Annotated in this window: 25 protein-coding genes and 1 riboswitch; of the genes, 19 read left to right on the forward strand and 6 right to left on the reverse strand. The window is 61.5% G+C overall.

The window, feature by feature from the left end; genetic code table 11:
• Nucleotides 1-151 precede the first annotated feature (151 nt).
• The 12 genes from JQS30_RS06940 (at nucleotide 152) to JQS30_RS06995 (ending at nucleotide 10,857) form a co-directional block, all read left to right on the forward strand.
• Nucleotides 152-526 carry a GntR family transcriptional regulator gene (locus tag JQS30_RS06940; protein ID WP_246498099.1) on the forward strand — a complete coding sequence of 125 codons (375 nt, stop codon included), beginning with the start codon at nucleotides 152-154 and terminating at the stop codon, nucleotides 524-526.
• The gene (locus tag JQS30_RS06945; protein ID WP_213172635.1) at nucleotides 523-1,398 is read left to right on the forward strand and encodes an ATP-binding cassette domain-containing protein; all 876 of its coding nucleotides are present in this window, start codon (nucleotides 523-525) and stop codon (nucleotides 1,396-1,398) included. The genes JQS30_RS06940 and JQS30_RS06945 overlap by 4 nt, the downstream gene beginning before the upstream one ends.
• A gap of 6 nt (nucleotides 1,399-1,404) precedes the next feature.
• The gene (locus JQS30_RS06950; RefSeq protein ID WP_213172636.1) at nucleotides 1,405-2,160 is read left to right on the forward strand and encodes a hypothetical protein; all 756 of its coding nucleotides are present in this window, start codon (nucleotides 1,405-1,407) and stop codon (nucleotides 2,158-2,160) included.
• Nucleotides 2,161-2,358: 198 nt separating this feature from the next.
• Nucleotides 2,359-3,276: a methionyl-tRNA formyltransferase gene (gene fmt / locus JQS30_RS06955; RefSeq protein WP_213172637.1), complete on the forward strand. Its 918-nt coding sequence runs from the start codon at nucleotides 2,359-2,361 to the stop codon at nucleotides 3,274-3,276.
• Nucleotides 3,273-4,700 carry an RsmB/NOP family class I SAM-dependent RNA methyltransferase gene (locus JQS30_RS06960; RefSeq protein WP_213172638.1) on the forward strand — a complete coding sequence of 476 codons (1,428 nt, stop codon included), beginning with the start codon at nucleotides 3,273-3,275 and terminating at the stop codon, nucleotides 4,698-4,700. Before fmt ends, JQS30_RS06960 begins: the two co-directional genes overlap by 4 nt.
• Nucleotides 4,701-4,921: 221 nt before the next feature.
• A complete protein-coding gene (gene rpe / locus JQS30_RS06965) occupies nucleotides 4,922-5,626 on the forward strand; it encodes a ribulose-phosphate 3-epimerase (protein ID WP_213172639.1) in 705 nt (234 codons plus the stop codon).
• Between the two features lie 191 nt (nucleotides 5,627-5,817).
• Nucleotides 5,818-5,963, forward strand: a riboswitch (FMN riboswitch).
• Nucleotides 5,964-6,073: 110 nt separating this feature from the next.
• Nucleotides 6,074-6,670: a riboflavin synthase gene (locus JQS30_RS06970; protein WP_213172640.1), complete on the forward strand. Its 597-nt coding sequence runs from the start codon at nucleotides 6,074-6,076 to the stop codon at nucleotides 6,668-6,670.
• Nucleotides 6,667-7,947, forward strand: a complete 1,281-nt coding sequence (locus JQS30_RS06975; RefSeq protein WP_246498100.1) for a bifunctional 3,4-dihydroxy-2-butanone-4-phosphate synthase/GTP cyclohydrolase II — start codon at nucleotides 6,667-6,669, stop codon at nucleotides 7,945-7,947. Before JQS30_RS06970 ends, JQS30_RS06975 begins: the two co-directional genes overlap by 4 nt.
• Before the next feature lie 164 nt (nucleotides 7,948-8,111).
• The gene (gene ribH, locus JQS30_RS06980) at nucleotides 8,112-8,585 is read left to right on the forward strand and encodes a 6,7-dimethyl-8-ribityllumazine synthase (protein ID WP_213172641.1); all 474 of its coding nucleotides are present in this window, start codon (nucleotides 8,112-8,114) and stop codon (nucleotides 8,583-8,585) included.
• A 122-nt stretch (nucleotides 8,586-8,707) separates the two neighbouring features.
• Nucleotides 8,708-8,971 (forward strand): phosphoribosyl-ATP diphosphatase, encoded by a 264-nt coding sequence (locus JQS30_RS06985; protein WP_213172642.1) that lies wholly within the window; start codon nucleotides 8,708-8,710, stop codon nucleotides 8,969-8,971.
• 57 nt (nucleotides 8,972-9,028) lie between these two features.
• Complete coding sequence (gene hisG, locus JQS30_RS06990) at nucleotides 9,029-9,892, forward strand: ATP phosphoribosyltransferase (protein ID WP_213172643.1); 864 nt, start codon at nucleotides 9,029-9,031, stop codon at nucleotides 9,890-9,892.
• A complete protein-coding gene (locus tag JQS30_RS06995; protein ID WP_213172644.1) occupies nucleotides 9,868-10,857 on the forward strand; it encodes a DMT family transporter in 990 nt (329 codons plus the stop codon). The genes hisG and JQS30_RS06995 overlap by 25 nt, the downstream gene beginning before the upstream one ends.
• Here the strand turns inward: JQS30_RS06995 and JQS30_RS07000 are convergent.
• The 3 genes from JQS30_RS07000 to JQS30_RS07010 are packed head-to-tail and all read right to left on the reverse strand — an operon-like array spanning nucleotide 10,775 to nucleotide 13,179.
• Nucleotides 10,775-12,472: a PH domain-containing protein gene (locus JQS30_RS07000; RefSeq protein WP_213172645.1), complete on the reverse strand. Its 1,698-nt coding sequence runs from the start codon at nucleotides 12,470-12,472 to the stop codon at nucleotides 10,775-10,777. The two genes, JQS30_RS06995 and JQS30_RS07000, sit on opposite strands and share 83 nt — an antisense overlap.
• Entirely contained in the window at nucleotides 12,469-12,969 is a 501-nt protein-coding gene (locus JQS30_RS07005; RefSeq protein WP_213172646.1) for a PH domain-containing protein, read from the reverse strand. The genes JQS30_RS07000 and JQS30_RS07005 overlap by 4 nt, the downstream gene beginning before the upstream one ends.
• Before the next feature lie 9 nt (nucleotides 12,970-12,978).
• Nucleotides 12,979-13,179 (reverse strand): hypothetical protein, encoded by a 201-nt coding sequence (locus JQS30_RS07010; RefSeq protein WP_213172647.1) that lies wholly within the window; start codon nucleotides 13,177-13,179, stop codon nucleotides 12,979-12,981.
• 304 nt (nucleotides 13,180-13,483) lie between these two features.
• On the opposite strand from JQS30_RS07010, the gene JQS30_RS07015 reads away from it, so the two are divergent.
• Entirely contained in the window at nucleotides 13,484-15,013 is a 1,530-nt protein-coding gene (locus JQS30_RS07015) for a helix-turn-helix transcriptional regulator (protein WP_213172648.1), read from the forward strand.
• 452 nt (nucleotides 15,014-15,465) lie between these two features.
• The gene (locus tag JQS30_RS07020) at nucleotides 15,466-16,704 is read left to right on the forward strand and encodes a hypothetical protein (protein ID WP_213172649.1); all 1,239 of its coding nucleotides are present in this window, start codon (nucleotides 15,466-15,468) and stop codon (nucleotides 16,702-16,704) included.
• A 252-nt stretch (nucleotides 16,705-16,956) separates the two neighbouring features.
• On the opposite strand, the gene pulA is transcribed toward JQS30_RS07020, so the two are convergent.
• The 3 genes from pulA to JQS30_RS07035 all read right to left on the reverse strand — a co-directional run bounded on the left by pulA (nucleotide 16,957) and on the right by JQS30_RS07035 (nucleotide 20,938).
• The gene (gene pulA / locus JQS30_RS07025) at nucleotides 16,957-19,710 is read right to left on the reverse strand and encodes a pullulanase-type alpha-1,6-glucosidase (RefSeq protein WP_213172650.1); all 2,754 of its coding nucleotides are present in this window, start codon (nucleotides 19,708-19,710) and stop codon (nucleotides 16,957-16,959) included.
• A 237-nt stretch (nucleotides 19,711-19,947) separates the two neighbouring features.
• Nucleotides 19,948-20,127, reverse strand: a complete 180-nt coding sequence (locus tag JQS30_RS07030; protein WP_213172651.1) for a DUF397 domain-containing protein — start codon at nucleotides 20,125-20,127, stop codon at nucleotides 19,948-19,950.
• Complete coding sequence (locus tag JQS30_RS07035; RefSeq protein ID WP_213172652.1) at nucleotides 20,105-20,938, reverse strand: helix-turn-helix domain-containing protein; 834 nt, start codon at nucleotides 20,936-20,938, stop codon at nucleotides 20,105-20,107. Before JQS30_RS07035 ends, JQS30_RS07030 begins: the two co-directional genes overlap by 23 nt.
• Nucleotides 20,939-21,438: 500 nt before the next feature.
• Here JQS30_RS07035 and JQS30_RS07040 point away from each other — a divergent pair, with 500 nt between their 5' ends.
• From JQS30_RS07040 to JQS30_RS07060, 5 genes are read left to right on the forward strand one after another with little or no spacing between them, the layout of a single operon-like run.
• Entirely contained in the window at nucleotides 21,439-21,585 is a 147-nt protein-coding gene (locus JQS30_RS07040) for a hypothetical protein (protein ID WP_213172653.1), read from the forward strand.
• Nucleotides 21,582-21,854 (forward strand): hypothetical protein, encoded by a 273-nt coding sequence (locus JQS30_RS07045; RefSeq protein ID WP_213172654.1) that lies wholly within the window; start codon nucleotides 21,582-21,584, stop codon nucleotides 21,852-21,854. Before JQS30_RS07040 ends, JQS30_RS07045 begins: the two co-directional genes overlap by 4 nt.
• Nucleotides 21,851-22,243, forward strand: coding sequence for a hypothetical protein (locus tag JQS30_RS07050; protein WP_213172655.1), 393 nt, complete (start codon nucleotides 21,851-21,853; stop codon nucleotides 22,241-22,243). The genes JQS30_RS07045 and JQS30_RS07050 overlap by 4 nt, the downstream gene beginning before the upstream one ends.
• Nucleotides 22,240-22,617, forward strand: a complete 378-nt coding sequence (locus tag JQS30_RS07055; protein ID WP_213172656.1) for a hypothetical protein — start codon at nucleotides 22,240-22,242, stop codon at nucleotides 22,615-22,617. Before JQS30_RS07050 ends, JQS30_RS07055 begins: the two co-directional genes overlap by 4 nt.
• Entirely contained in the window at nucleotides 22,604-22,759 is a 156-nt protein-coding gene (locus tag JQS30_RS07060; RefSeq protein ID WP_213172657.1) for a hypothetical protein, read from the forward strand. Before JQS30_RS07055 ends, JQS30_RS07060 begins: the two co-directional genes overlap by 14 nt.
• Nucleotides 22,760-23,036 lie beyond the last annotated feature (277 nt).

Genomic DNA, 23,036 nt, shown 5'->3' on the forward strand with positions numbered 1-23,036 from the left:
TTACCAGAAAACCGCCCCAGTGGTTCACTAGCTGGCCGGTTGCCCGCTGGTGTCGTTAGCTAGAGCATTGCATAACTGGTTGACCAGGTATATGGTTAGCTACTCAAGTAATGAACCAGTGTATTGCCGTGAAGTGGATTGCGAGGGCTACGTGAACTGGGTTTTCGACGAAAATAGCCCGATCTACCGCCAGATCGCCCAGATGATCAAGAACGAGATCCTCAATGGCACTCTGGCCCCGGGCAGCAAGATCATGTCAACTAACGAATATGCCACGTTCTACAACGTCAACCCGGCCACGGTGCAAAAAGCCTTTCGCGAACTGGTGGAGACCGGCATTCTATACAAGCAGCGAGGCATTGGAATGTTCGTGGCCGAGGACGCGCATGAACGCATGTCGTTCGAGTTTCGGACGCGCTTCTTCACCGAGGTCCTTGACCCCATTGTGGACCAGGCCAGGCAAGCGGGAATTCCCCTGGAAGCCGTGATCCGCTATTTGCGAAGTAAGGAAGACGAATCACCATGAGTATGTCTGTGAGCGTGCGTGATCTGACGCTCAAATATGGCGACACCGAAGCATTGTCGAAAGTGTCATTCGATTTGGAACCAGGCAAGATTTATGGCCTGCTGGGAAGAAATGGCGCGGGCAAGACAACGTTGATGAGCGTCATTGCCGCGTTCCGACGCGCCACTGAGGGGCAGGTTCTCCTTGATGGGAAGGTCGGATGGGAGAACGCCGATCTTCTCTCCCGCGTGTGCCTCATCCGTGAAGGCGGCGACTTCATTGACAGCGACAAGCTGCGGGATGTTTTCGATGTGGCTCAACTGCGGCCATCGTGGGATTCCGAATACGCTGAGAAGCTTGTCGACAAGTTCGCGGTTGACTCCTCTAAACGCATTGACGCGCTCTCTCGTGGTCAGCGATCGATCGTGGCGGGCATTGTAGGCCTGGCGAGCCGAGCTGATCTGACCATGTTCGATGAGGTGCACCTAGGCATGGACGCCCCAACACGATACGACTTCTACCAGGAACTGTTGGCCGATTACCTAGAGAACCCGCGCACCATCGTCCTGTCGACCCACCTCATTGACGAGGTCGCGAAATACCTTGAAGAAGTTCTCATCATTCACCGGGGAGAACTACTGCGCCACGACACCGCCGAAAAACTGCAAACCATGGGGGCCAGCCTGACCGGACCAGCCAGGGCCGTTGACGAGGTGACCGATGGTTTGGAAGTCCTTGCCTCTCAGCAACTGGGTTCGACCAAGCAGGTCACCGTGTCCGAACGCCTCGATCCGCAAAGACGGAAGCAAGCTGCCGCCTCGGGCATCGAGATGGGTCCGGTTGGCCTTCAGGACCTGTTTATCCACCTGACCAGAAACACCTCTAGGGAGTAGTAGTTCATGGCCATGACTGAAGCCGAAAGGGCCGCATACCTGCGATGGCGGGCCCCTAAGAGCGGCGTTGCCCTCGGTTTTTCACTGCTGAACTACTTCAAGTGGTGGTTTATCGGCCTGACGGCCCTGCTCATCATCGTGGTGAGCATCGTGGGACAGTTCGTCGCCATCGAAACGACCATGTGGGGCCACCTGGCCGCCGCCGGCAAGTACTTCCTGGCCATCTTGGCCGGAATGGTTCTCTATGAGATCATTCCCGGACTTATCTCCGCGGGAGTAACTCGCCGAGAAATCTCCATCATGACTGTGATCGCAGGAATGGTCGTCTCCCTCAGCCTCGCGATTATCGTCACTATCGGAATGTTTGCCGAACACTTTATTTACCGGCTGGTCGGCTGGACACAGGCCTCTCCCACATTCGAACGCAGCGACGCGATGACCTCAATGAGCGACGTGCTGATCGTCAGCAGCGCCTACTTCATCGTCTTCCCCATGCTCACCTGCGTCGGACATCTCATCGGCGCGGCCTTCTTCCGCTCATCGTGGCTCGGCGGTGTCGTCACCATTCCGGCCGCCATTTCCGCTTTCACCATTGACGGGGCCATCTTCGGAGGTGAAGGGTTCCGGATGTTCGGTTTCCTCTCCTTCATTGACACCTCAGTGGTTTGGGCAATCATCGCGGCCTTTGTGGTGGCCATCATCAGCGTGTGGGTGGCGCACCGTTGCCTGATTAACTCCGATGTCAACTCCGTGTCCGCTTGAGGCGGCACGCCGATACCACGTCTTCCCGCCAAAGCCGCCCGAGAACCGAGACGACGACGCAGCGGGCTGGGGCCGCACCAGGGGCGGCCTCAGCCCGCTGCGTAAAATGCAACCCGGCCCACTGTCACCTCTGGTGACCCAGTTGGCCACGCCCGCCGATTGCGGCCATTGGCATGTAGAAGAGGAACATCGCGCTCCATGAGACTTATTTTCGCCGGTACTCCCGAGGTGGCCATACCGTCGCTCGATGCCATCGCCGCCTCGCACCACGAATTGGCCGCAGTGCTCACACAACCGGATGCTCGTAGTGGCCGGGGCCGTAAGACGCGCCCATCCCCAGTGGCGCAGTGGGCCGAGGACCACCGCATCGAGGTACTCAAGCCCGAGCGAGTCAGCGACTGCCTCGCCCGGATACGCGAGCTTGATGTGGACTGTGCGCCTGTGGTCGCCTACGGAAACCTAGTTGGCCAAAGCGCGTTGGCGCTTCCCCGGCTAGGCTGGATCAACCTGCACTTTTCCCTACTTCCCGCCTGGCGCGGAGCCGCTCCGGTACAGCACGCTGTCCTAGCGGGGGATGATATGACCGGCGCGTGTGTCTTCCAGCTTGAACGAGGCCTCGACACCGGACCGGTGTTCGGTCAGCTCACCGAGCCCATCGCGGAGGCCGACACCTCAGGATCACTCCTGGAGAGACTCGCCACAGCCGGGGCGCGGCTGCTGGTCGACGTGCTCGACGGCATGGAAGCAGGAGTACTGCAAGCCAAACCGCAGTCGGACCAGGGCGTCTCCCATGCCCCCAAGCTGACCACTGAAGACGCGCGTATCCGCTGGGACCAGCCCGCCTTCGCCGTCGATCGCCGGATCAGAGCCGTCACCCCGGCTCCTGGAGCGTGGACGACTCTCGGCGACGACCGCTTCGGGCTTGGCCCCATCATCGTCGACCCCGATGGCCCCAAGCTCGCTCCCGGCGAGGCGTCGCTGGGCAAGAAGATCATCCATGTGGGCACCGCTACCGATCCGGTCCGGCTCGGTGAAGTAAAGCCAGCCGGTAAGAAGCTCATGCCAGCCGCGGCCTGGGCCAACGGCATACGGGGAAGCGAAGTGCGATTTATATGAGCCGTCCAGAAAAACGACCGCGTCGTTCCGGCAAGCCAGGACGCCCCTCGGAGGCCACTTCGGGACCTCAACCGCGCCGCAGTGCCAAAAGGGCCAACCGGGGGCCTCGTACTCAGGCAACTCGTGGAGCCCAGGGCCAACCGCGCGTCGTCGCCCTCGAAACCATCCGGGCAGTGTCCGAACGCGACGCCTACGCCAACCTCGTCCTCGGAAAACTTCTCACCGACAACCACGTCAGTGGACGCGACGCCGCGTTGGCCACCGAACTGGCCTATGGATCATTGCGCTCCAGTGGCACGCTCGATGCGATTCTGGCCGCAGCGTCGGGCCGTGACGTGACCACGCTCGATGCGGCGTTGCTCGATGTGCTTCGGCTGGGGGCATACCAGCTGCTATACACCCGTATCCAAGACCACGCGGCCGTGGCCACGACAGTGGCTCTGGCCAAAGGGCACGTCAGCCCGAAGATCTCCGGTCTGGTCAACGCGGTGCTACGCAAGGTGGCTCGCCATGACCTTGACGGCTGGGTGAATCAACTGGCGAAAGACGACGAGCAGTATGCCCTGTCGCTGCGCCATGCCCACCCGCAATGGATCATCGACGCATTTGCATCGTCTCTGGCCGCGAACGGCCACCACGGCGAGCTAGCCGCGTGCCTGGAGGCGGATAACCGGGCGCCGTCGGTGCATTTGTGCGCGCGACCCAGTCGGATGGAGCGAGACGACCTCGCCGCGCAAACTGGCGGCGCGATGGGAACCTTGTCGCCATACGCGGTGCACCTACCTAGCGGGGACCCGGCCACCGTGGCGGCTGTGGCGGCTGGCGCGGCCCATGTGCAAGACGAAGGCAGCCAGTATGCGGCCCTCGCGTTGGCCGAGGCCCCCTTGGAGGGGCCCGACCAAGCCTGGGTTGACCTGTGCGCGGGGCCCGGAGGCAAGGCCGCGTTGCTGGGGTCTTTGGCTCAGCAACGCGGCGCCCGCGTGGATGCGGTGGAGGTAGCTGAACATCGCGCCACGTTGGTAAGCCAGAGCGTCAAGGGCCTGCCGGTGACGGTGCATCATGCGGACGGTCGCGCCTTCGGTACCGAGGCAAGCGCCGACAGGGTGCTCGTCGATGCCCCGTGTTCGGGATTGGGCGCGCTGCGTCGCCGGCCGGAAGCGCGGTGGCGTAAGCGGGCCTCTGACCTGGATGACCTGGAGATTCTGCAAAAGGAACTGCTCACCTCGGCGCTGCGTATGGCCCGAGTGGGAGGCGTGGTCGCATACGTCACCTGTTCGCCGGTCCTCTCCGAAACCCAAGCCATCACCGACTGGGCTCTGCAATCGCATGCGTGTGAGTTGATCGGGCAACCCCGACAGCTGTGGCCGCATCGTGAGGGCACCGACGCGATGTTCGTGGCGCTGTTTCGCAAATTGGCACAGTAAGTGGCACGCTGAAGTCTCGCGATGACATCGAACCGGTCCCCAGGCGGCCACCACGTGTGGCCCTCCTGGTGGCCCACCAGACACGACTACCTCATCAATACCCTGATCCACCAGCCGTTTGACCGACCTGGGACGGTCCGTATCCGCATCCCGATGAGGTTGGTCGCGGGTTTATCCCTCGTGGTCGAGTCAGCCCCGAGGCTGTCACTTACACTTGCCTCGTGACACACGACGCAGCTTCGAAGACCGCCGATTTTCCCGAGACCGTAGTCGCCCCGAGTCTGCTGGCCGCCGACTTTGCCAATCTGGCCGAGGCCAGCCGCAGCGTCGCGGATGACATCGACTGGCTGCACGTAGACGTCATGGACAACCATTTCGTCCCCAACCTCACTTTGGGCCCCCCGGTCGTCTCCTCGTTGAAAGCCGCGGTGGACATACCGCTGGATTGTCACCTCATGATCGAGAACCCCGATAAATGGGCTCCTGGATACGCCGAACTGGGCGCTTACAACGTCTCCTTCCACGCTGAGGCGGCAGACAAACCCGTCGACCTTGCCCGCAACCTTCGAGCCGCCGGCACCAAAGCCGGTCTCGCCATCGACCGTGACACCGATATCGAGCCCTACCTGGACATCCTGCCGGAGTTCGACACGCTACTCATCATGACCATCAAGGCCGGGTTCGGCGGTCAGAGCTTCATGCCCGAACTGTTGGCGAAGGTGCGCACCGCGCGCAATTCGATTCGTTCGGGCCATCTCAATGTGCGTATCGAAGTCGATGGCGGGATCTCCGCATCCACCATTGAAGCCGCTGCCGAAGCGGGGGCCGACGCCTTCGTGGCCGGAACGGCTGTCTTCGGAGCCGAGGATCCGGCGCAGGCGTGCCGCAAGCTTCGTTCCCTGGCCGATGGGGCCCGGCGACGCTAAGAGTTCGTGTCGGCCTCGGCCAGCGGCGCGACCCCCATTTGCGGCGAGCACTTCACAGAGAATCCCGTGAGTCCAACGCGGCATAAAGAGGGCAAACCCGCGAGCCACGGCCACAATGGCCGCTCAGTGAGATAGTTCACGGAATAGGGCGCGGGCGAAACGCCTGTGGCAGAATCTGAACTAGTCAGCATGCGCGCTGGCGGGGTCGGTGAAATTCCGAGCCGGCGGTAATCAGACCACGCAGTCTGTCAGTCCGCGACCCGGTCACAGCCAGTGACCGGTGGATCTGGTGAGAATCCAGAACCGACGGTGAGAGTCCGGAAGGGAGTTAGCGCGCCGCAGAGCTGAGCCACGCACTGTTGTGTTGTGGGCTCCTCAGTCGCTGTGCGCAATCCTCGATCCCCGCCTATGGCATGTCTTCGCGACAGCAGGTTAGGGGATTTTTCAATGTTCACCGGAATTGTGGAAGAGCTCGGCGAAGTCGCCGAGATTCGCCCCGGTCGTATCGCCGTGCGTGGCCCCAAAGTCACCTCTGACGCTGCCTTTGGCGACTCCATCGCTGTCAATGGCGTGTGTTTGACCGTAGCCGCGCTGACGGGCGATCAGTTCGAAGCCGACGTCATGGACGAGACATATAAGCGCACCGCGGTCGGTCAGCTCCAAGTGGGCGACCCTGTCAACCTGGAACGCGCGGCTACCCTCCAGACCCGCTTGGGCGGACACCTCGTCCAGGGCCACGTTGACGGCATTGGGGAAATCCTCAAACGTGAACCGGCCGCCGAGTGGGAGACCGTCTACTTCCGGCTTCCCAGCGGGCTTGCCAAGTACGTCGTTGAAAAGGGTTCCATCGCCATCGATGGCACCTCACTGACCGTGGCCTGGATCGACGGCGACGAGTTCGCCGTCGGACTCATCCCCACCACTTTGGAATCCACCACCCTGGGACGCAAGCAGCCCGGCGCACCTGTCCACATTGAAACGGACGTCACCGCCAAACACCTAGAGAAACTGCTGGCCGCCCGCAGCGAAGGGACACCGCAATGACCATTTTGGACAAAGTCGAGGACGCCATCGACGACATTGCCGCCGGACGGCCTGTGGTCGTGGTCGACGATGAGGACCGCGAAAACGAAGGTGACCTGATCTTCGCCGCCGAGTTCGCCACCGCCGAACTTCTGGCCTTCACCGTTCGCCACACGTCCGGATACATTTGTGTGCCCATGGAAGCCCAGGACTGCAAGCGTCTCGATCTCCCCCCCGCGTTCCACACCAATTCGGACCCTCGCGGCACCGCCTACACCGTTTCCGTTGACGCACGCACCGGCGTCAGCACCGGAATATCCGCTGCGGACCGGGCCCGTACCATCCGCCTGCTCAGCAGCCCCGAGACCAAGCCGACCGACTTGACTCGGCCAGGTCACGTCGTCGGCCTGCGCGCCCGCGACGGCGGTGTACTGACCCGTCCGGGTCACACCGAGGCCGCAGTCGACCTGGCACGCATGGCGGGGGCACGCCCCACCGGTGTGCTGTGTGAACTGGTCAACGACGACGGCACCATGCAGCGCCTACCGCAGCTGCGTGCCTTTGCCGACGAGCACGGCCTCAAGTTGATCAGCATCGCCGACCTCATCGAGTACCGCCGTCGCACCGAGAAGCAGGTGGAGCGCTTGGCCGAAGCCCAGCTGCCCACAGCGCACGGTCATTTCCGCGCGATCGGTTACCGATCCAGCATCGACGACGCCGAGCATGTCGCCCTGGTGAAGGGCGACATCGGTGACGGTGAGAACGTACTGGTGAGAGTGCACTCGGAGTGCCTCACAGGTGATGCCTTCGGATCGCTGCGCTGTGACTGCGGCCCGCAGCTGCAATCGGCCCTAGCCGAGATTGAACGAGCCGGGCGCGGCATTGTGCTCTACATGGGTGGCCACGAGGGCCGCGGCATCGGACTGGTCCACAAACTTCAGGCCTACCAGCTGCAAGATCGCGGACGCGACACCGTCGAGGCAAATCTCGAACTGGGCCTTCCCGCCGATGGACGCGACTACCGCATCAGCGCGCAAATCCTCGCTGAGCTGGGCGTGAGAAGCATGCGTTTGCTCACCAACAACCCACTCAAACAAGCGGGGATGGAAGCTCACGGCCTAGCGGTTCTCGACCGCGTGGCCCTCCCACTGACAACCACCGACGAAAACCTCGAATACCTGCGGACCAAGCGTGACCGCATGGGCCACCTCATTGACAACCTGCCCGAGGCTCACCCGACCCTCTCCGGCGGCAAACAGACAGTGATCACCAATCCGATTCGAGAGGTCGTCGCCTAAGAGCTCCCAGCAGGCTTCCCTTTCCACTGCGGTGGCGGGTAGTCGCGCCTGACCGCGTTGGCGGCCCTGGCCCATACCCAGCGGGTATGAACAAGCACCACCGCCGCCCCATGCACCGACCGCACACCATCCGCGCCGCGGGTCAAACCAGTTAGGAGCTCCACATGGCCGGAGAAGGAACACCGCAGCTACTGGCTCAGGACGCCCAAGATCTGACACTTGGCATCGTCGCCACTCGCTGGCACGCTCACCTGGTCGATCAGATGATCTCCCGCGCCCAGATCGCGGCACACCACGCCGGCATCGCCCAACCGCAGCTGGTCCGCGTGGCCGGGGCCGTTGAACTGCCTGTGGTCGCCCAAGCGCTGGCCCGCAAACATGATGCCGTGTTGGCCCTAGGGGTGGTCATACGCGGCGGCACCGCGCACTTCGAATACGTGTGTAACTCCGTGACCGACGGGCTCACCCGGATCGCGCTAGACGAATCCACCCCGGTCGCCCACGGAGTGCTCACCGTCGACACCGTCGAGCAGGCCCGTGACCGGGCCGGTTTCGACGGCTCGGCCGAGGACAAAGGCTACGAAGGTGTCATGGCCGCCCTAGACGCGGCCGTCGCCATCCGCACAGTCAACGCATAGGTAACCCCGTTACCCGATCAAGGGAGGCCACAGACGTGGCCTCCCTTTGTTCAGCGTGACCATATCGATCGCGGGCACGGTAGAAACCTGTGCCACATCCTGGGCTAGTACCATGGCAAACTGTGAAAACCTTCGAGCAGCTGTGGGCAGAACTGGCCGAAAAGGCCACGACCCGACCGGACGGTTCCAAGACCGTCGCCGAGCTGGACGCTGGAATCCATACCATCGGCAAGAAAATCGTCGAAGAAGCCGCTGAAGTGTGGATGGCCGCCGAGCACGAAAGCGACGAACGTACCGCCGAGGAAATTTCCCAGCTCCTCTACCACCTCCAGGTGATGATGTTGGCCCGAGGACTCACCCTCGATGACGTCAACCGACATCTATAGTCAGCCGCCATTCTTCCTGACTCCTAGACCATCGACTCTCAACCTGGAGACCCGACTATGCTCCGCATCGCCGTACCCAACAAAGGGTCGCTCTCCCGCGCCGCCAGCGACATGCTCAAAGAAGCCGGATACCGGCAACGCCCCGGAGACCGCGAACTAACCTGTATCGACACAGCCAACGACGTCACCTTCTTCTACCTTCGCCCCTCCGACATCGCCACTTACGTGGCCTCCGGCGAACTAGATCTGGGCATCACCGGACGCGACCTAGCGATCAACGCCGACACCGTCGTCGAAGAGACCCTCGCTCTGGGCTTCGGCCGCTCGACCTTCCGCTACGCGGCCCGACCCGGCACAGCCGCCTCGGTCAAGGACCTCGACGGCAAACGCATCGCCACCTCCTATGACGGTGTCGTGCGCCGAGACCTGGAAGCCAACGGCGTCAAGGCCGAGATCGTTCACCTAGCCGGAGCCGTTGAAAACGCCATCGTGCTCGGCGTCGCCGACGCCGTCGCCGACGTGGTGGAAACCGGGGCCACCCTGCGCCAAGCTGGTCTGGAAGTCTTCGGCGAACCGATCATGAAGTCCGAAGCCATCCTCATCCGGCAAAGCGACAACGGTGAGGAGGAAGAAGAGGCCGTGCAACAACTCTTGCGCCGCCTGCGGGGAGTGCTCGTGGCTCGCCAATACGTCATGCTCGCCTACGATGTGCGCGCCGAGTTGCTCGAAGAAGCCGCCGCGGTCACACCCGGCGTTGAATCCCCGACGGTCTCTCCACTGCACCGCGAAGGATGGGTCGCCGTTCAAGCCATGACCAGCCGCGACAACCTGCACCAGGCGATGGACAAGCTATACGCCTTGGGAGCCCGTGGCATCCTGGCCACCAACATCGACGCGTGTCGGCTGTTAATGCGTCCGTGACCTCGTCCGCACCCGGGCACGGGCGGCGGTCATTCGCGCTACCCGCCTCAGCTGCCGTGCTCGTCGCCATCACCGGTGGCGCGGTCATGTCCGGTCAATCCGCCGTCAACGGGCTCTTTGGCACCGCGCTTGGATCGGCACTAGCCGCCGCCGTGATCTCCAACCTCGTCGGTGGCAGCCTCTTCACCGGGACCTTGCTGGCCTCACCGGCAGTCCGGATGGGAATGCGGCGACTATGGCACCGCCCGATGCCACTGTGGATGTATTGCGGCGGCGTCTTCGGTGCCCTGATCGTGCTCTCCGCCGCGGTGGCCACTCCGGTGATCGGCGTCGCGTTGTTCATGATCGCCATCATTTGCGGCAACATCATCGGTGGACTGTGCACCGATGCGATAGGGCTAAGCCCGGCCGGAAAAATGCGGCCCACCCGTGCCCGCTTGCTCGGATCAGCCCTGGCGATAGCCGCGATCGCCATCGCCCAAAGCCACGCTGGGGACGCTGGTATCGCCTGGGCGCTCATCGCGCTGGCCTTTGCCGCCGGCGCCGGGGGAGCGGTGCAGGCATCCTTCAACGGGCACGTCAACCTCATCAGCGGCAATGTCTTGGCAACTGGCTTCATCAACTTCCTCTTCGGCACCGGAGTACTACTCATCGTCGCCGCGCCTATCGCCGTTCACGCCAACTGGGGCGACCTCACCTACCCCTCAGCCTGGTGGATGTACCTGGGAGGAGTCTGTGGGGCGGCGATCGTCATCTGCGCGACCGTGGCCGTGCGTCACATAGGCGCACTCGGGCTCGCCCTTGGCGCGTTGACCGGCCAGTTGGCCGGGGCCATTCTGCTGGATGTGGCCATCTCTGGCCAGGCCCCCAGCTGGCAGGTGCTCACTGGGGCGGCGCTGGCGGCGCTGGCGGCATGGCTGGCGACACGTCCCAACGCGCCTCGTCGCGTTCGGCCCACTCCTTAGCCTCCGCTTCGCGTTGAGCTCGCTCGTCGGCCGCGGCCGCATCTGCGCGCTGGCGAATCTCGGCTGCCAACTGCATGGCCTCGGCGACGTCGCGACTGATGGCAGCCGTGTGCAGGCCCAGTCCCCCGGGGATTTTCACCTTAACCGTGGCTAGGTTCAAAGCCCTTTGCCATGGGCCTTGCACGACGCCGACGGACTGGATGCGGGCGTAGGGCACCGCCAAGACTCGCCGCGTCAGCAGCCCGTACTGGCAGGCGAACACATGCGGATTCAGCCCTGCGGCATGGACCCACCAGGTGGCGGGGAGACGGAATCGGGCCCGGCGTGGCACCGGATGCAAGACCAGCTGCGCGAAGTTCGTCTTACGAAGCGACTCTGAGGCCATATATGTCGCCTGCTCGTCGGGGCCCACTGGCAGTACCGTGCCGGAGGTCTGCAAGTTCGAAGCGCCTTGCAGGCCGACGCTGGCTGTGGCCGCGCGTACTCGCGACCAACCCAGCATCCTCCACCACAGTGGCGACTCCTTCACCACCAACGTGACTCGCTCCAGTGGCACCACCTGCGAGCGTCGCTCCGTGATGCCCCGGCGCACCCACAGCCGGTCTCCTGCCTCCGCACAGGTGAAACGCCAGTCCTTCAAGACTGAGCTGACGACGCTAATGACCCCGATGGCAAGGATGAACAACGCGCCGGTGAAGCCCAAGAGGGTGTAGGCCACTGGCGCGAGCGAGCCGATCACGATCAGCCCGATGGCCAGGAGGATGAACCCGGTAGCCATATCGAGTACGTGCGCGCCGATGAGACGTCCATCGGGCACTGCGGCCAGCAGACGTTCGGATGGTTGTCGCGCGGGATGGTGGAACGACTGCACGATCGGGGTCGAGAGTCCTTGCGCGTCACTTGTCGCGGCAGGGGTTTCCTGGGCAGGGGGACGGCCTTGCAGCGCGTGGGAGAGTCGCAGCAGTTCCGAACGCAAATGGTTGGCCTCGTGGAGCTTCATATACGCCAGCGGGGCTTCTGTCTCGGCTGCCCCGGCGACGTCTAGCCGCAGTGCGGCCAGCTTGAACGGGCGGGCGAAGAGCGGTTGTGCGACTTCGACTGATTGCAAGCGTTCCAGCGGGATGGAGCGGTGTCTGCGTACGAGGACACCCTCGGTGATGTGAAGTTCCCGGCCCACAAACTGGTAGCCGGTGAACATCCACGACAACCAGCCGCTGATGCCACCGATGACACCGGTGGCCAGCGCGATATATAGGCCGACGTCGATGTTGTTTTGAATGATCATTTGCCAGGAGGCGGCGGCGAAGATGGCCACGAGCATGCGCACGCTGGTCAAGAGGGGAGTGAGCGGATGTAGTCGCTTTTTCTCGTCGGTGGGGACTGTGGCTTGGGCGACCACGGCTTCGATGTGTTCGGGTTGCGGCGGAGGCGGTTCTGCGTCGGGCGCGGCCGGATAGGGTTCGTGGGCCTCGCGCCCGTGGTGGGAGCCCGCGTGCGGGGCTGGGGGAGTTGGCCAGGAGTTTTGCGGTTGGGCCTGTGCGGCCTCGTGTGAGGTCCCCAGTGGTTCGGGTGAACGTCCCTCCTGGGAGGAGTTGGGAGATGGTGAGGTGCTCATAGGCCCTCCCTGGCCTCTGAGGCCAGCCGCGCTAGGCGGTCACGCAATGCCCGCGCCACTTCGGGTTCGAGACCGGGGATGACGGTGGGGGCGTCCAGTGCTGCTGTCTTGACTTGGACGCTGGTCAGGTCGAAGATGCGTTCGATGGGTCCGGCTTTGATGTCGACGAGCTGGATGCGTCCATAGGGAACGATGCTGAGTCGGCGTGTGAGTAGGCCGTGTTTGACAAGGATGTCGCGGTCTCGTTCGGCGAAGCCCCAGGCTTTGACGGCGCGGACGATGATGATGGAGCGCACTATCGTCAAAGTGGCGACGATCCCGAGGGCGAGCCACAATCCGGTCAGGTTGAGCCACAGGATGCCACCGATGACCAGTACGCACAGGAGTATGAGCATGCGCACGGCCATTCCCAGTAGCCACACGGTCGTCAGCTGTGGTGGCATTGGCTGCCACGACAGTTCGTTCGGCCAAAAGTCCCAAACGGGGTGTTGTCTCATATGGCCAGACTACAGATTGGCAACCTCGACCGGGAATCCTCGCGAAACCAAAAAGGATCGCAGCTGCTCGCGATGCTTGTCGCAGGCCGTCCATGTTTTGAGGCGGTCGACGCTGTGGATGCGTGGGTTGCGCCATTGCAGCGCCCACAGCGCCTCGTTGCGGCAGCCGCGAGCTGAACACACGAGGTCAAATACGGTCTCGGTTGACATAGTCCCATTATGAGAGAACTGGGGCTGGCCCAGTCAATGGGAACCGGCGAAAGTGAGAAATTTGCCAATTTCGCCTACCCTGACTGACCTTTGCGCACTGTTATAAATTCCTAACTCACAGGCACGAAAGCGATTTCTTTAGGTATTAAAAGGCAATGGCAAAGGGTTGCCAAGGCGTGTAATCCAAGGTCATCCCGTCTTGCATACTTCGATTGCGATTCTTTTGTAGTCGGAACCTATACTTTGAGTTCGAATGTCTATACCCCAACTTCGATTCGCGGCTTTACACTACAAAGCGAGCAACATGGCTAACTCAAAGTATTCGTATGAAGAAGGTGCAATTGATCAAGTAATCGGTTTGCTTCACGATCTCAATGGTGCCCCCGAGGACGCCCTCCGTCCGATCGTGGAGATCGAAAACCCCCAACAAGCAACCGACCTTGCCCAAGTACTAGTGGCCCTGTGCCCGGACTCAGCCAACGCGCGTTGGCTGCGCAGTCTCATGCTGGAACTGTTCTTCAGTACCGGGAGACTGACAGCCTGCCTTGACCTGGCGCGCGAAATGCAAATGAGCAACCTGCCCACCGACATCAAGGAATCAGCCTGGGTAGCTGAACTCATGTGCACCGCGCAACTGGACTCCGACACCGCCGTCGAAATAGCCCGCAGCGAACTGAGACGCCGAAAGGGAAGACTAAAGGGAAGCCAAGCGGCAATCATCTGCGCCGTCGTCATCGCCGACCGCTGCTGGAGCCGGGGAGCCCTAGAAGAGGGGCTCGCCTGGGTAAAACGGGTCGACGAACAGCTCGACGGGATCACCTCGGCCTACTGGCACATGCACGTGGGAATCGACGTCGCCCTCAAACTGGTTGACGTCGGGCAACTCCAACGCGCCCGCGATCTATGGTCGCTGATCTCCAACCGAAGCCGCCACATCGCCAACCCCTGCGTCGAGGTCGGACTGCAACTCATCGACACCACCCTCAACATCCATCAAGGACGCTGGCACTACAGTTCGGTCGGAACCAAACAGGTGGACGCGGACGGAAAGACTCCTTGCTTGGAGTTCACACGGCCCTATCAGGCGACGCTATACGCTATGCAGAGCGTCGCGGCCTCCTATGCGGGCCAAGGAGAAGCCGCGAGTGAACTACTGCGCCTGAGCCGACGTTGCTCGAAGTCGGCCGCTGGGACCCCCCTGGACCCGGTAGACCTATGGGCCGAAATTCTCATCGAAGATGCCACGAGCGGTTCCGAAGGCGTACGCACGCTATGCCACAAGGTGTTTCCCCAAAACACCCACCTGCAACGGGCGCTATTCGCCCTCATCCCAGGAGCCGCCGCGTTCCTCACCCAGGCCATGCTCGAACTCAAAGATGCTGAGGCCGCCTACAACATAGGGGCCCAGGTTGACCGACTGCGTCGCGACAATCCAGGAATCGCAACGATGACCTGGGTGGCCGATCACGTCACGGGCCTGCTGGAGGGGTCCGTGACGTTGCTAGGTTCGATCGCGCAAAACCACCCCCATGCCTGGGTGCGCTATATCGCCGCCACACACCTCATCGCGGCAGTCACCTCCGACCGGCCAGCCCCAGCGGTGGACATCGAATCGGTAACCGACGAGAAGGGATCGAGCCGCTGGCAGAGCCTGTCCTCCCGGGAAAAAGAAATAGCGCTGCTTGCCGCCGAAGGCCTCACCAATCAGCAAATCTCCTCCCGAATCTTTCGCTCCCCCCACACGGTGAGCTTCCACCTGCGCAACATCTACCGCAAAATGCAGATATCCTCGCGCGCCGAAATCGGCAAGCACCTACCTAAGACAGAGGTCTAACCCGCCCCAGCGAACCTTGGAACTTAATCAGGCCTGGCGGCACCGACCACCTACATGTTCGCGCAGGGGAGAGCTGGGCATGCGGGAGCAGGGGGAATTTTCCACAGCCAACTACAAGGGCGGGTAGTTGTGAGATGGGAATCGTTTCGAGAGGCTGGATATGCGCGTGGGCACCCCAGCTTCCTCCTCCCGCGCCGAGTTCACGCACATCAACCGAAGCTAGGTGTATCGCCGCATGGGCAGGCTGGTCATCCACCCACGACATTCACGATGGGTTGCCGAAGAAAAACCGCCGATGGGACTCACCCTCACCCGCGTCGCTTGGCTAGCGGACAACCGCGCCCAGGGGCGGACGGTTCACAGCGAGACCCCGAGGCGGCCTTGGGCAGTGGTGGCCACCCCAGTGGCGAACCATAACCGAGTCGGCGACGACTTCATCGTTTAGGAGAAACATGAAAATTGCAATCGTCGATGGGTTCTCCAGCGGTCGTCACCTCAACGAGCGCCTCCGGTCCAACGGTGCCACCACCGTCCACTTGCGCAGTCAACCCAGCGCCCACCGCGACTGCGAGGCCTTGTTCAACGCGGCCGACTACGCCCACGATCTGGGATACCTCGATGAACCTGAGCTGATCACCGCAAAACTACGGGACCTGGGCGTGAGTCGAGTAGTCCCCGGCTACGAAGGCGGGGTGAGCCTGGCCGATCAGCTCTCCGAGAACCTGGGAACCCCAGGTAACGACCCCGCCTGTCTGGCCGCCCGCAGCGACAAACACGCGCTGGCCAGTCTCCTCAAGGACCACGGTCTCAACTATGTGCGGGGAGAAGCCGTCTCCTCAGGCCAAGAGGCCGCACGGCATTTCACCGATAACGCACTATCAACGGCGATGGTCAAGCCATTGCGTAGCACTGCGTCGGATCAGGTCTATTTTTGCGACAGTGCCCAAGCAGCCGCCACCGCAGCCGAAGAAATTCTCAGCTCCCGTAATATTTTCGACCAGCCCAATGAACGTGCCCTGGTGCAAGAGGAGCAACTAGGCGAGGAATATCTCGTCAACACAGTGTCGGTGGAGGGCCGACACACCATTGTCGAGATATGGAAGAACGTCAAGTCCCGATCCGCCTACGACACCTCCGTGTGCGACTACGCGGAGCTTGCCCACGAAGATTCCCCGGCCGCCCGAGCTGTTGGCGAATATCTGCTGCGGGCCCTTGACGTGTTGGGGGTGCGCAATGCGGCAGCCCATAGCGATATCGTGCTGACCCGCCGCGGGCCCGTACTGCTCGATTTCGGGGCGCGGCTGGGTGGATGCGTCCTCCCATGGGTCTCTGAAAAGCTGCTGGGAAATTCGCACGCGGCCGTTTTCGCAAGTGCGATTCTCAACCCGGACCGGATGTCGTCGCTTTCGCATCTGCCGCTGCAATCGAAACAACCCTTGCGCCATATGACCCTGGTCAACCACTTTCCGGGCACGATGCTGTCAACGCGGTGGATGGAGCGGATCAACCGCCTGCCCACCGTCGTCACCGTCAATCCGACTCGTGCCCCGGGCGACGACCTTGTTCGGACCAAAAACGGGGAGACCATCCCCGGGTTTCTCTACCTGGCCTCTGATTCCAGGGAAGCCATCGAAAAGGACTACGCGCAGATTCGGCAATGGGAGCAAACTGGCCTTTACACCAACGACTAGGGTCCCCGAAGCTACTGTCGACTCCAGGTCAGGCAGACAGATTGGCTCCCAAGTTAGTGGGTGTGCCGCCTCAGCGGGCAGGCGAAGCCACTGGCCACACGAACTGTCCTCGGGGCCGTCAGATTGCCGTGTACCCCAGCGCTGGCGCTGCGAAGTGACGTCTGGCCACCGCATAACGCGGCGGCCAGACGTCAGTGGTGTATATGAGATGTCAGGGCAAATCAGAAGGTGGATGTGGCCCGGCGTCGGCTATTACTGGAAGACCGCCACTGTGCGCGGTGGCACGGTGAAGGTGCCAGACTCCGCCTCGTAGCTGGACTCTCGCACTCGTTCGTCCACCGAGTTGACCAGGACCGGATGCAGGGCCAATGAGGTGCCCGAAAGATCTGACACCGTCTCGGTTGCCTGATCGGGAGTGGCGTTGAAGACAACCACCACCGCGTCGCCGGGGGAATCGAGCCCGACGGTGTCGATGACCATGGTGATCACGCCGGGAGTTTCCTCTAGGCCCGATAGCGGGAAGGACACCCGGTCTTGCACGGCGTCCCCGGTTCCTAGGCTGAAAGCCTCCGCAGAGGTTGCGATTTCCAGCAGCTCCAGGTAGCGACCCTTGGTCAGCGCGATGTCCTCGCAGGTGGGGATCAGGGTCTCTAGGGCCAAAATCTCGGCCGCGTACGGCCAGTGGTGTTCGCTTGTCCACGCGGGTGGGAGACCGTTTCCAAAGCCGTTGCCGTCCGCGCAGTCCCAGCGGATCTGGTTAAACCAGTCGCCGGAGTCATAGGAGTCGCGATCGAGCGACTTGGACCGTAGCAGCTCACTTCCGGCGGTCACGAAGCCAGCGCCTTGGCTGAGCACCGCGGTTGAGAGGCTCAACACCTGCATTCGCGCTCTATCGGTGCCGTCGATGTCTCGATTGAGCTTGTGCGCTAGCGCGTCGAACAGGATTTCGTTGTCGTGTGCGTCAACGTAATTGACCGCTTCGCCAGGGTCAGCGGTGTAACCGGCGCTGGATCCGCCATAGTCGATGTCGCGGCCGGAGGTGAGGTGCCCGTTGGAGGTCACGAACGTGTAGTCGGCCAGGTTGCCTACCAGCCCTAGCTTCGTCAGGTCGCCGTTGTGGCGCAGGGCGGCCAGTTGTGAGTCGGCGTCTCCATTGATCGGGTCGCCGTTGAAGTCCGTCCACTGCCCCGAACCGAAGCCTTGGACGCGGGGGTTCGCATCGAAGGGGCCTCCGCCTCGTACGCCGTCACGCATGCGGTCGTTGAACGTCGCGATTCCGGTACCCGCCATATTGTGTTGGGTGGCTTGCTCGAATCGGGCGTTGTTCGCCACTTCGCCGAAGTTCCATCCCTCCCCATAGAGCATCACGTCGTGGGCACCGATGGCGTCGAGCCGTTCGCGTATGTCCAGCATGTTTTGTTTGGGGTGATGACCCATAAGGTCGAATCGAAATCCGTCGATCTGATACTGATCGGCCCACAGCTCCACGGAGTCCACGACGAACTTCCCAAACATCGCGTGTTCCGGTGCGGTGTTAGGGCAGCATGTGGAGTCGGTGACGTTTCCGGTCTCGTCTAGGCGGTGATAGTAGCCGGGAACGATGCGGTCGAACACCGACTTGTCGTGTATTCCCGCGCGGTGGGTGTGGTTGTAAACCACGTCGACGACCACGCGCAAACCCATGTCGTTGAGGGCTTGCACCATCTGCCGGTACTCCAGTATTCGTTGCGGTCCATGCGGGTCGGTCGCATAGGAGCCCTCTGGAGTATCGAAGTGATGCGGGTCGTAACCCCAGTTGTAGGAGTCGGATTCGCGGACTTCGTCGATGCAAGCTTGTTGATCGGGACTGTCGGGCGCGAATGACGCTAGGTCGCAATCGGGTTGGGCCCAATCGGAACGCCGTTCGGGGATGGTGCCAATGTCGAATGTCGGTAGTAGGTGAACATGGGTCAGGCCCGCGTCCGATAGTTCTTGCAAGTGCCGCACGGCCTGCGAGCCGGACTCACTGAAGGCCGCATACGTTCCGCGCAGATCCTCGGCTATCGAGGCATCACCCGCTGAGAAGTCGCGGACGTGGACCTCCCAAATGTGGGACTCGGCCAGTTCGACCGCTGCGGGCTTATTCGGGTTGTCCCAGCCGGACGGTTTGAGGTCCGGGGAGGCAAGGTCGATGATTTGGCTGTGGGTGGAGTCCGCCGCCAGCGACACCGAATGCGGGTCGGTCACCGAGAACGTTTCGATCGCCTGGGTTTCGGGGTGCCATACCTCGACGCCGAAGCGATAGAAGTGACCCTTCCAGCCCGGTTTGCCTTGGATCGACCAGATGCCGGTGGAGGGGTCATAGTCCATGCCACGGCGGGCTGCGGCGGCGTTGGTCTGGGCGTGTCGCTCCAACGTGACGTTTTTCGCCGTTGGGGCCCAAACGGAGAGTGTCGGAGTGTTGCCAGACCAAGTAAGACCAAGGCCGGCCTCAGCGGCGGACTCGGCGTACAGATCGTCGAGGACCCCGGGCAATTGCAGCCCGGTGGCCACCGTGATCTCGTGGCGGTCGCGATATTCCACGGCCACCAGTTGCCCGGTCAGGTCGCGTTTGATGGCGTCGGTGTCGCGGGAATCATCGACGGTGAAGGTCAGGTAGTCGGCCAAGTGCGGGAAGCGTGCTTGCAAGTGCGGAGCCATTTCCCCGGCATAGTGAAGGTCGATGGCTTCGTAATTGCCCGAGATGTCGTTGCCGTCGATGGAGATCGAACCATCCGGGCTCACTAGTAGTTGCCAGGTGTATTCCCAGCCTGCTCCCAGATCCCAGGCGATGGTGCGTTCGTCGAGCCAGTGGGCGCGTTGTTCGTCGATGGCGACTTTGGGGTTGGCGGAGGCTTGGGCGGTCGCCAAGGTGATGCTGGAGGTGATGGTGATGGCCAGCAGTGCTGTCAGGGCCGCCGCGAGGTAGGCGCGCGGGCGGCGGGTTAGTCGAGTGAGTCGAGGAGGGCTGGAAGTGGGGGGATGCATACGGAACTCCCTGCGCGGAGGTGGATTGCTGTGCGCGGAGACGGTTTGCGCCAACCGCCCCGGCATTCGTCCAGTGGGTTCTCTTCACTGCTTGTATCGACATGCAGCGATATAGCAAGAATCTACTGTTTCCGTAATGTTTCCACAAGATTACGCAAGAACTTTCTCATCCAGGCACAGTTAAGCCCCACGCATAGGTGGGGCTGGCTGCTTCAGTCTGAAGTCTAGTTCGGCGGCCTAGCTGTAGTCAGCGGCACGCAGCAGGCTAGTGAAGTCGGCGGTGACCAGGTTGAAAATGGGGGAGTTGTCTCCGAGTTTGGAGTCACGGACCTGCATCTGGTCGCAGTGGACCCGAGCCTCGAGACACGAACTCTGGGAGGCATTGTGGCTGGACTTACGCCTCGTGTTGGTTGGCATTTAGATATTCCTCTAGCTCAACACTCATAGCCAAGGTGGCATTGAATGTTTTACGGTATTGCTCAAGACGTGATGGCGATTCGTAGTACTGTGATCCCGCCAAGCTTTCTGTATACACAACTTGAAAGTTGCTCGTTTGGTCTAGGGTCATGATCGAGTAGGAGCCATCCATTGATGGATGTATTCCTTGTCTTATGGCAAGGATGTAAATCCCTATGTTGTCTTCTTTATTAAGTTCAACAAGATGCGCAACCTGGAATTTCTTTATCGAAGTCCCATCCAATCTTGTTAGGCAAGTGTCGTTGAGAATCATCCGGATCGATGGTGGTTGACCGCAGGTCTTGTTGAATGTTGCATCCTGGCGCTTTAGCTTCGACAGCCTTGACTTTTCCGCAATTTCAGATGTGGCCGTTTGGTCCTGTTCGCTTATCGCATCCATATAGGATGGTATTTGGAACAATCCGTGAATGAGCTCGGATTGATACATATCAATGGCCGACATTTCATGCTCCATGGTAATTAGCCACGATGGAACTCCACTGTGCTCACGAGCCAATCCAGATGCTCGCGAGCTACTGATATCAGCAAGATGCTTCATCTCGTAGGCCAGTTGTTCACCTCCATCAAGAAGCATGACCCAACCGAGAATACGTGCAGGGTCGTATCTGTCATTGGCGCCACTGAGATGTCGGCTAAGTGTGTCCTTGTTTGTCCCTAGGATCTCTGCGGCCTCACGAATACTCCAGCCATTTTTCTCGATGAGACGTTGGAGAGTGCGGCCAATGCGCCATCGGACAAATCGCGAATTCATCCTTACATGGTGTCACATGTATCACTCTGTTTGTCAACCGCAAAATGCATCTCATTTCTGTGTCTCGACAAAGTGTCTCGCTGACGCCCACAAAAGTGAGACGTCCCGTGAGACACCGTTGTACGCCATGATTTGCAGTCTCACAACTCACCCTATCCAGCTGCCTTGACCTGCGTTTATGTTGTGTTTAGCTGGCCTGACCGCGGTGCTTGAGTCCCATATTGGGCACCGTGCCGGGGCGCAGGAATGGCACAGAAATGTACGAAGGTCCCGCATTCGGTTTTCCCTGCGCCCCGCTTTTCATTTCTATTGAACAGGGGAATCCATTGGCTACATCCGGACCGACGAAAACTCGTCATCGCGACATTGTTCTCGGAAAGTTGTCACTGAGATTGCTCTCCAAATACGGAGTACAGCTCGTGGAAGTTCGTCTTCTCGACAAGGCCCGTACATTCCCGCTCGCGGCACTCATTGAAAGGGCAGGGACTACTCAACCACGCATGAGCGCCGACCGATTGCCGCAATGGTGGACCGGCACCCCAGACAACATCGCCGCCCTTCTCAGCGCGGCGGCCGCGTTCTGGCAAGACACCAACAAATCACGGTCCCCCGCAGTGGGCCACCAGCGAGAAGGGGGCTCGCAGTGACTGGACAATGCCAAGAGATCACCGTGGGGATGTTCGAGTTCGACGGCCGAAAAATTGCCGTATCGGTGCGATCCGGGGACCTGGCAGGCACGGCACGTCTGACCTATCGAGACAACAGCGACGGGTGCGAGCTGGGCACCGTTGGAGGACTGGACCGGAACCAACCGCAACTGTGGACGCGATGGCTCATGCCTCGATCTAGCCGAGAGGCCATCGTCAAGCACACCATCGATATCTGGACGACCGCATTTACCGGGGAGACATCATGAGCACCACCATCACCACCCGGACCAAGCCGCTCCACTGCGAGAGTGACTCGGTCCGGCAGCTGGAGACACTGCGCGACCACATCACGGTCAGCCGCGCGAGCCATTCTCTGCTCGCACAATGTGCGGGCCGAACCGTGCGGTTTCGTACCCGGCCGGGAGCCTTCGTCACTTCGGTCGACATTCTCACTGAAACAGGGGAGTTTAACCAGTTGGGTAACATCACCAACCTTCACAAGCGCCCATACTTGACGTTCTCCAAACGGTCAAGCGTGGTCGTGCTCAGCTCGCAGGATCGACTCGCCCTGCGCGCCACCGCAATCGCGTTTTGGTGCGCGGTGCAGGAGTTCAGCGCTGAGATTCGGTCCGAGTCGCAGGTGGCCGGTTCATGAGTATCCGCCACTGGCTGCGGCGAAAACAGCGACTCCGTGGCCCCGTGGGACTGGGAGAGTGGGACCTCATCGGTCGACGCATGAGCGCCACAGCCGAGGGGGCCCACCGGCTGCGCGTCTATATCCACCCACCCGCTAGCGAGCGGCTGCTGCTAGTGGTCCTCAGTAGAGGAATTGACCGGCAATGGCGGCCCCACTGGCACCCAGGTCGATTCTTGGGGCTAGACGCTTTGTCCCAAAAGGAGATCACGGATCGCGCTTTGGCACTTCGCGATGCCTACCTCACCGGAACGCCAGTGCGTTCAGGTCTTGACCTTCGGCCCTCACCCATCGTCCAAGAACGGCTGGAAGAGCAGTCCCGTGACCACTATTGAGCCGCTACCGTTTCTCCTCGCGGGCTTCGTAATCCTGTCCGCCGCTCTACTGGCCTCACCTCTGTACAGGTGGAAAGCCAAACAAGCCATCATCGCGCTAATCGCCGTGACCGTGCTCGCAGTGATCTACTTCGAGTCCTAACCAGCGCTGTTAGCACGCCAGATACGCCCGGAACCGGTGCCCTGATGGCACTCTGGTGATGACATTGACCCGACAAACAGCGCAGGCCCTCCGATAGCGGCCAATGCCGGAGGGCCTTTCGTATGTCTAGACCTCTGAGATATGGCGCAGGAGCCGTGAGGAGCCTCCGGCTCGGGTTGCGAGCAGCTCGCTGGTGAGTTTCCTCGCCCAGGGGCGGTATTGGAATCGCTCGGGCGGAGCCGAGCTGTTGCAACAGGCCACGGCTGTCTCGGTATCG

The organism is Natronoglycomyces albus (assembly GCF_016925535.1).
Classification (GTDB): Bacteria; Actinomycetota; Actinomycetes; order Mycobacteriales; family Micromonosporaceae; genus Natronoglycomyces; species Natronoglycomyces albus.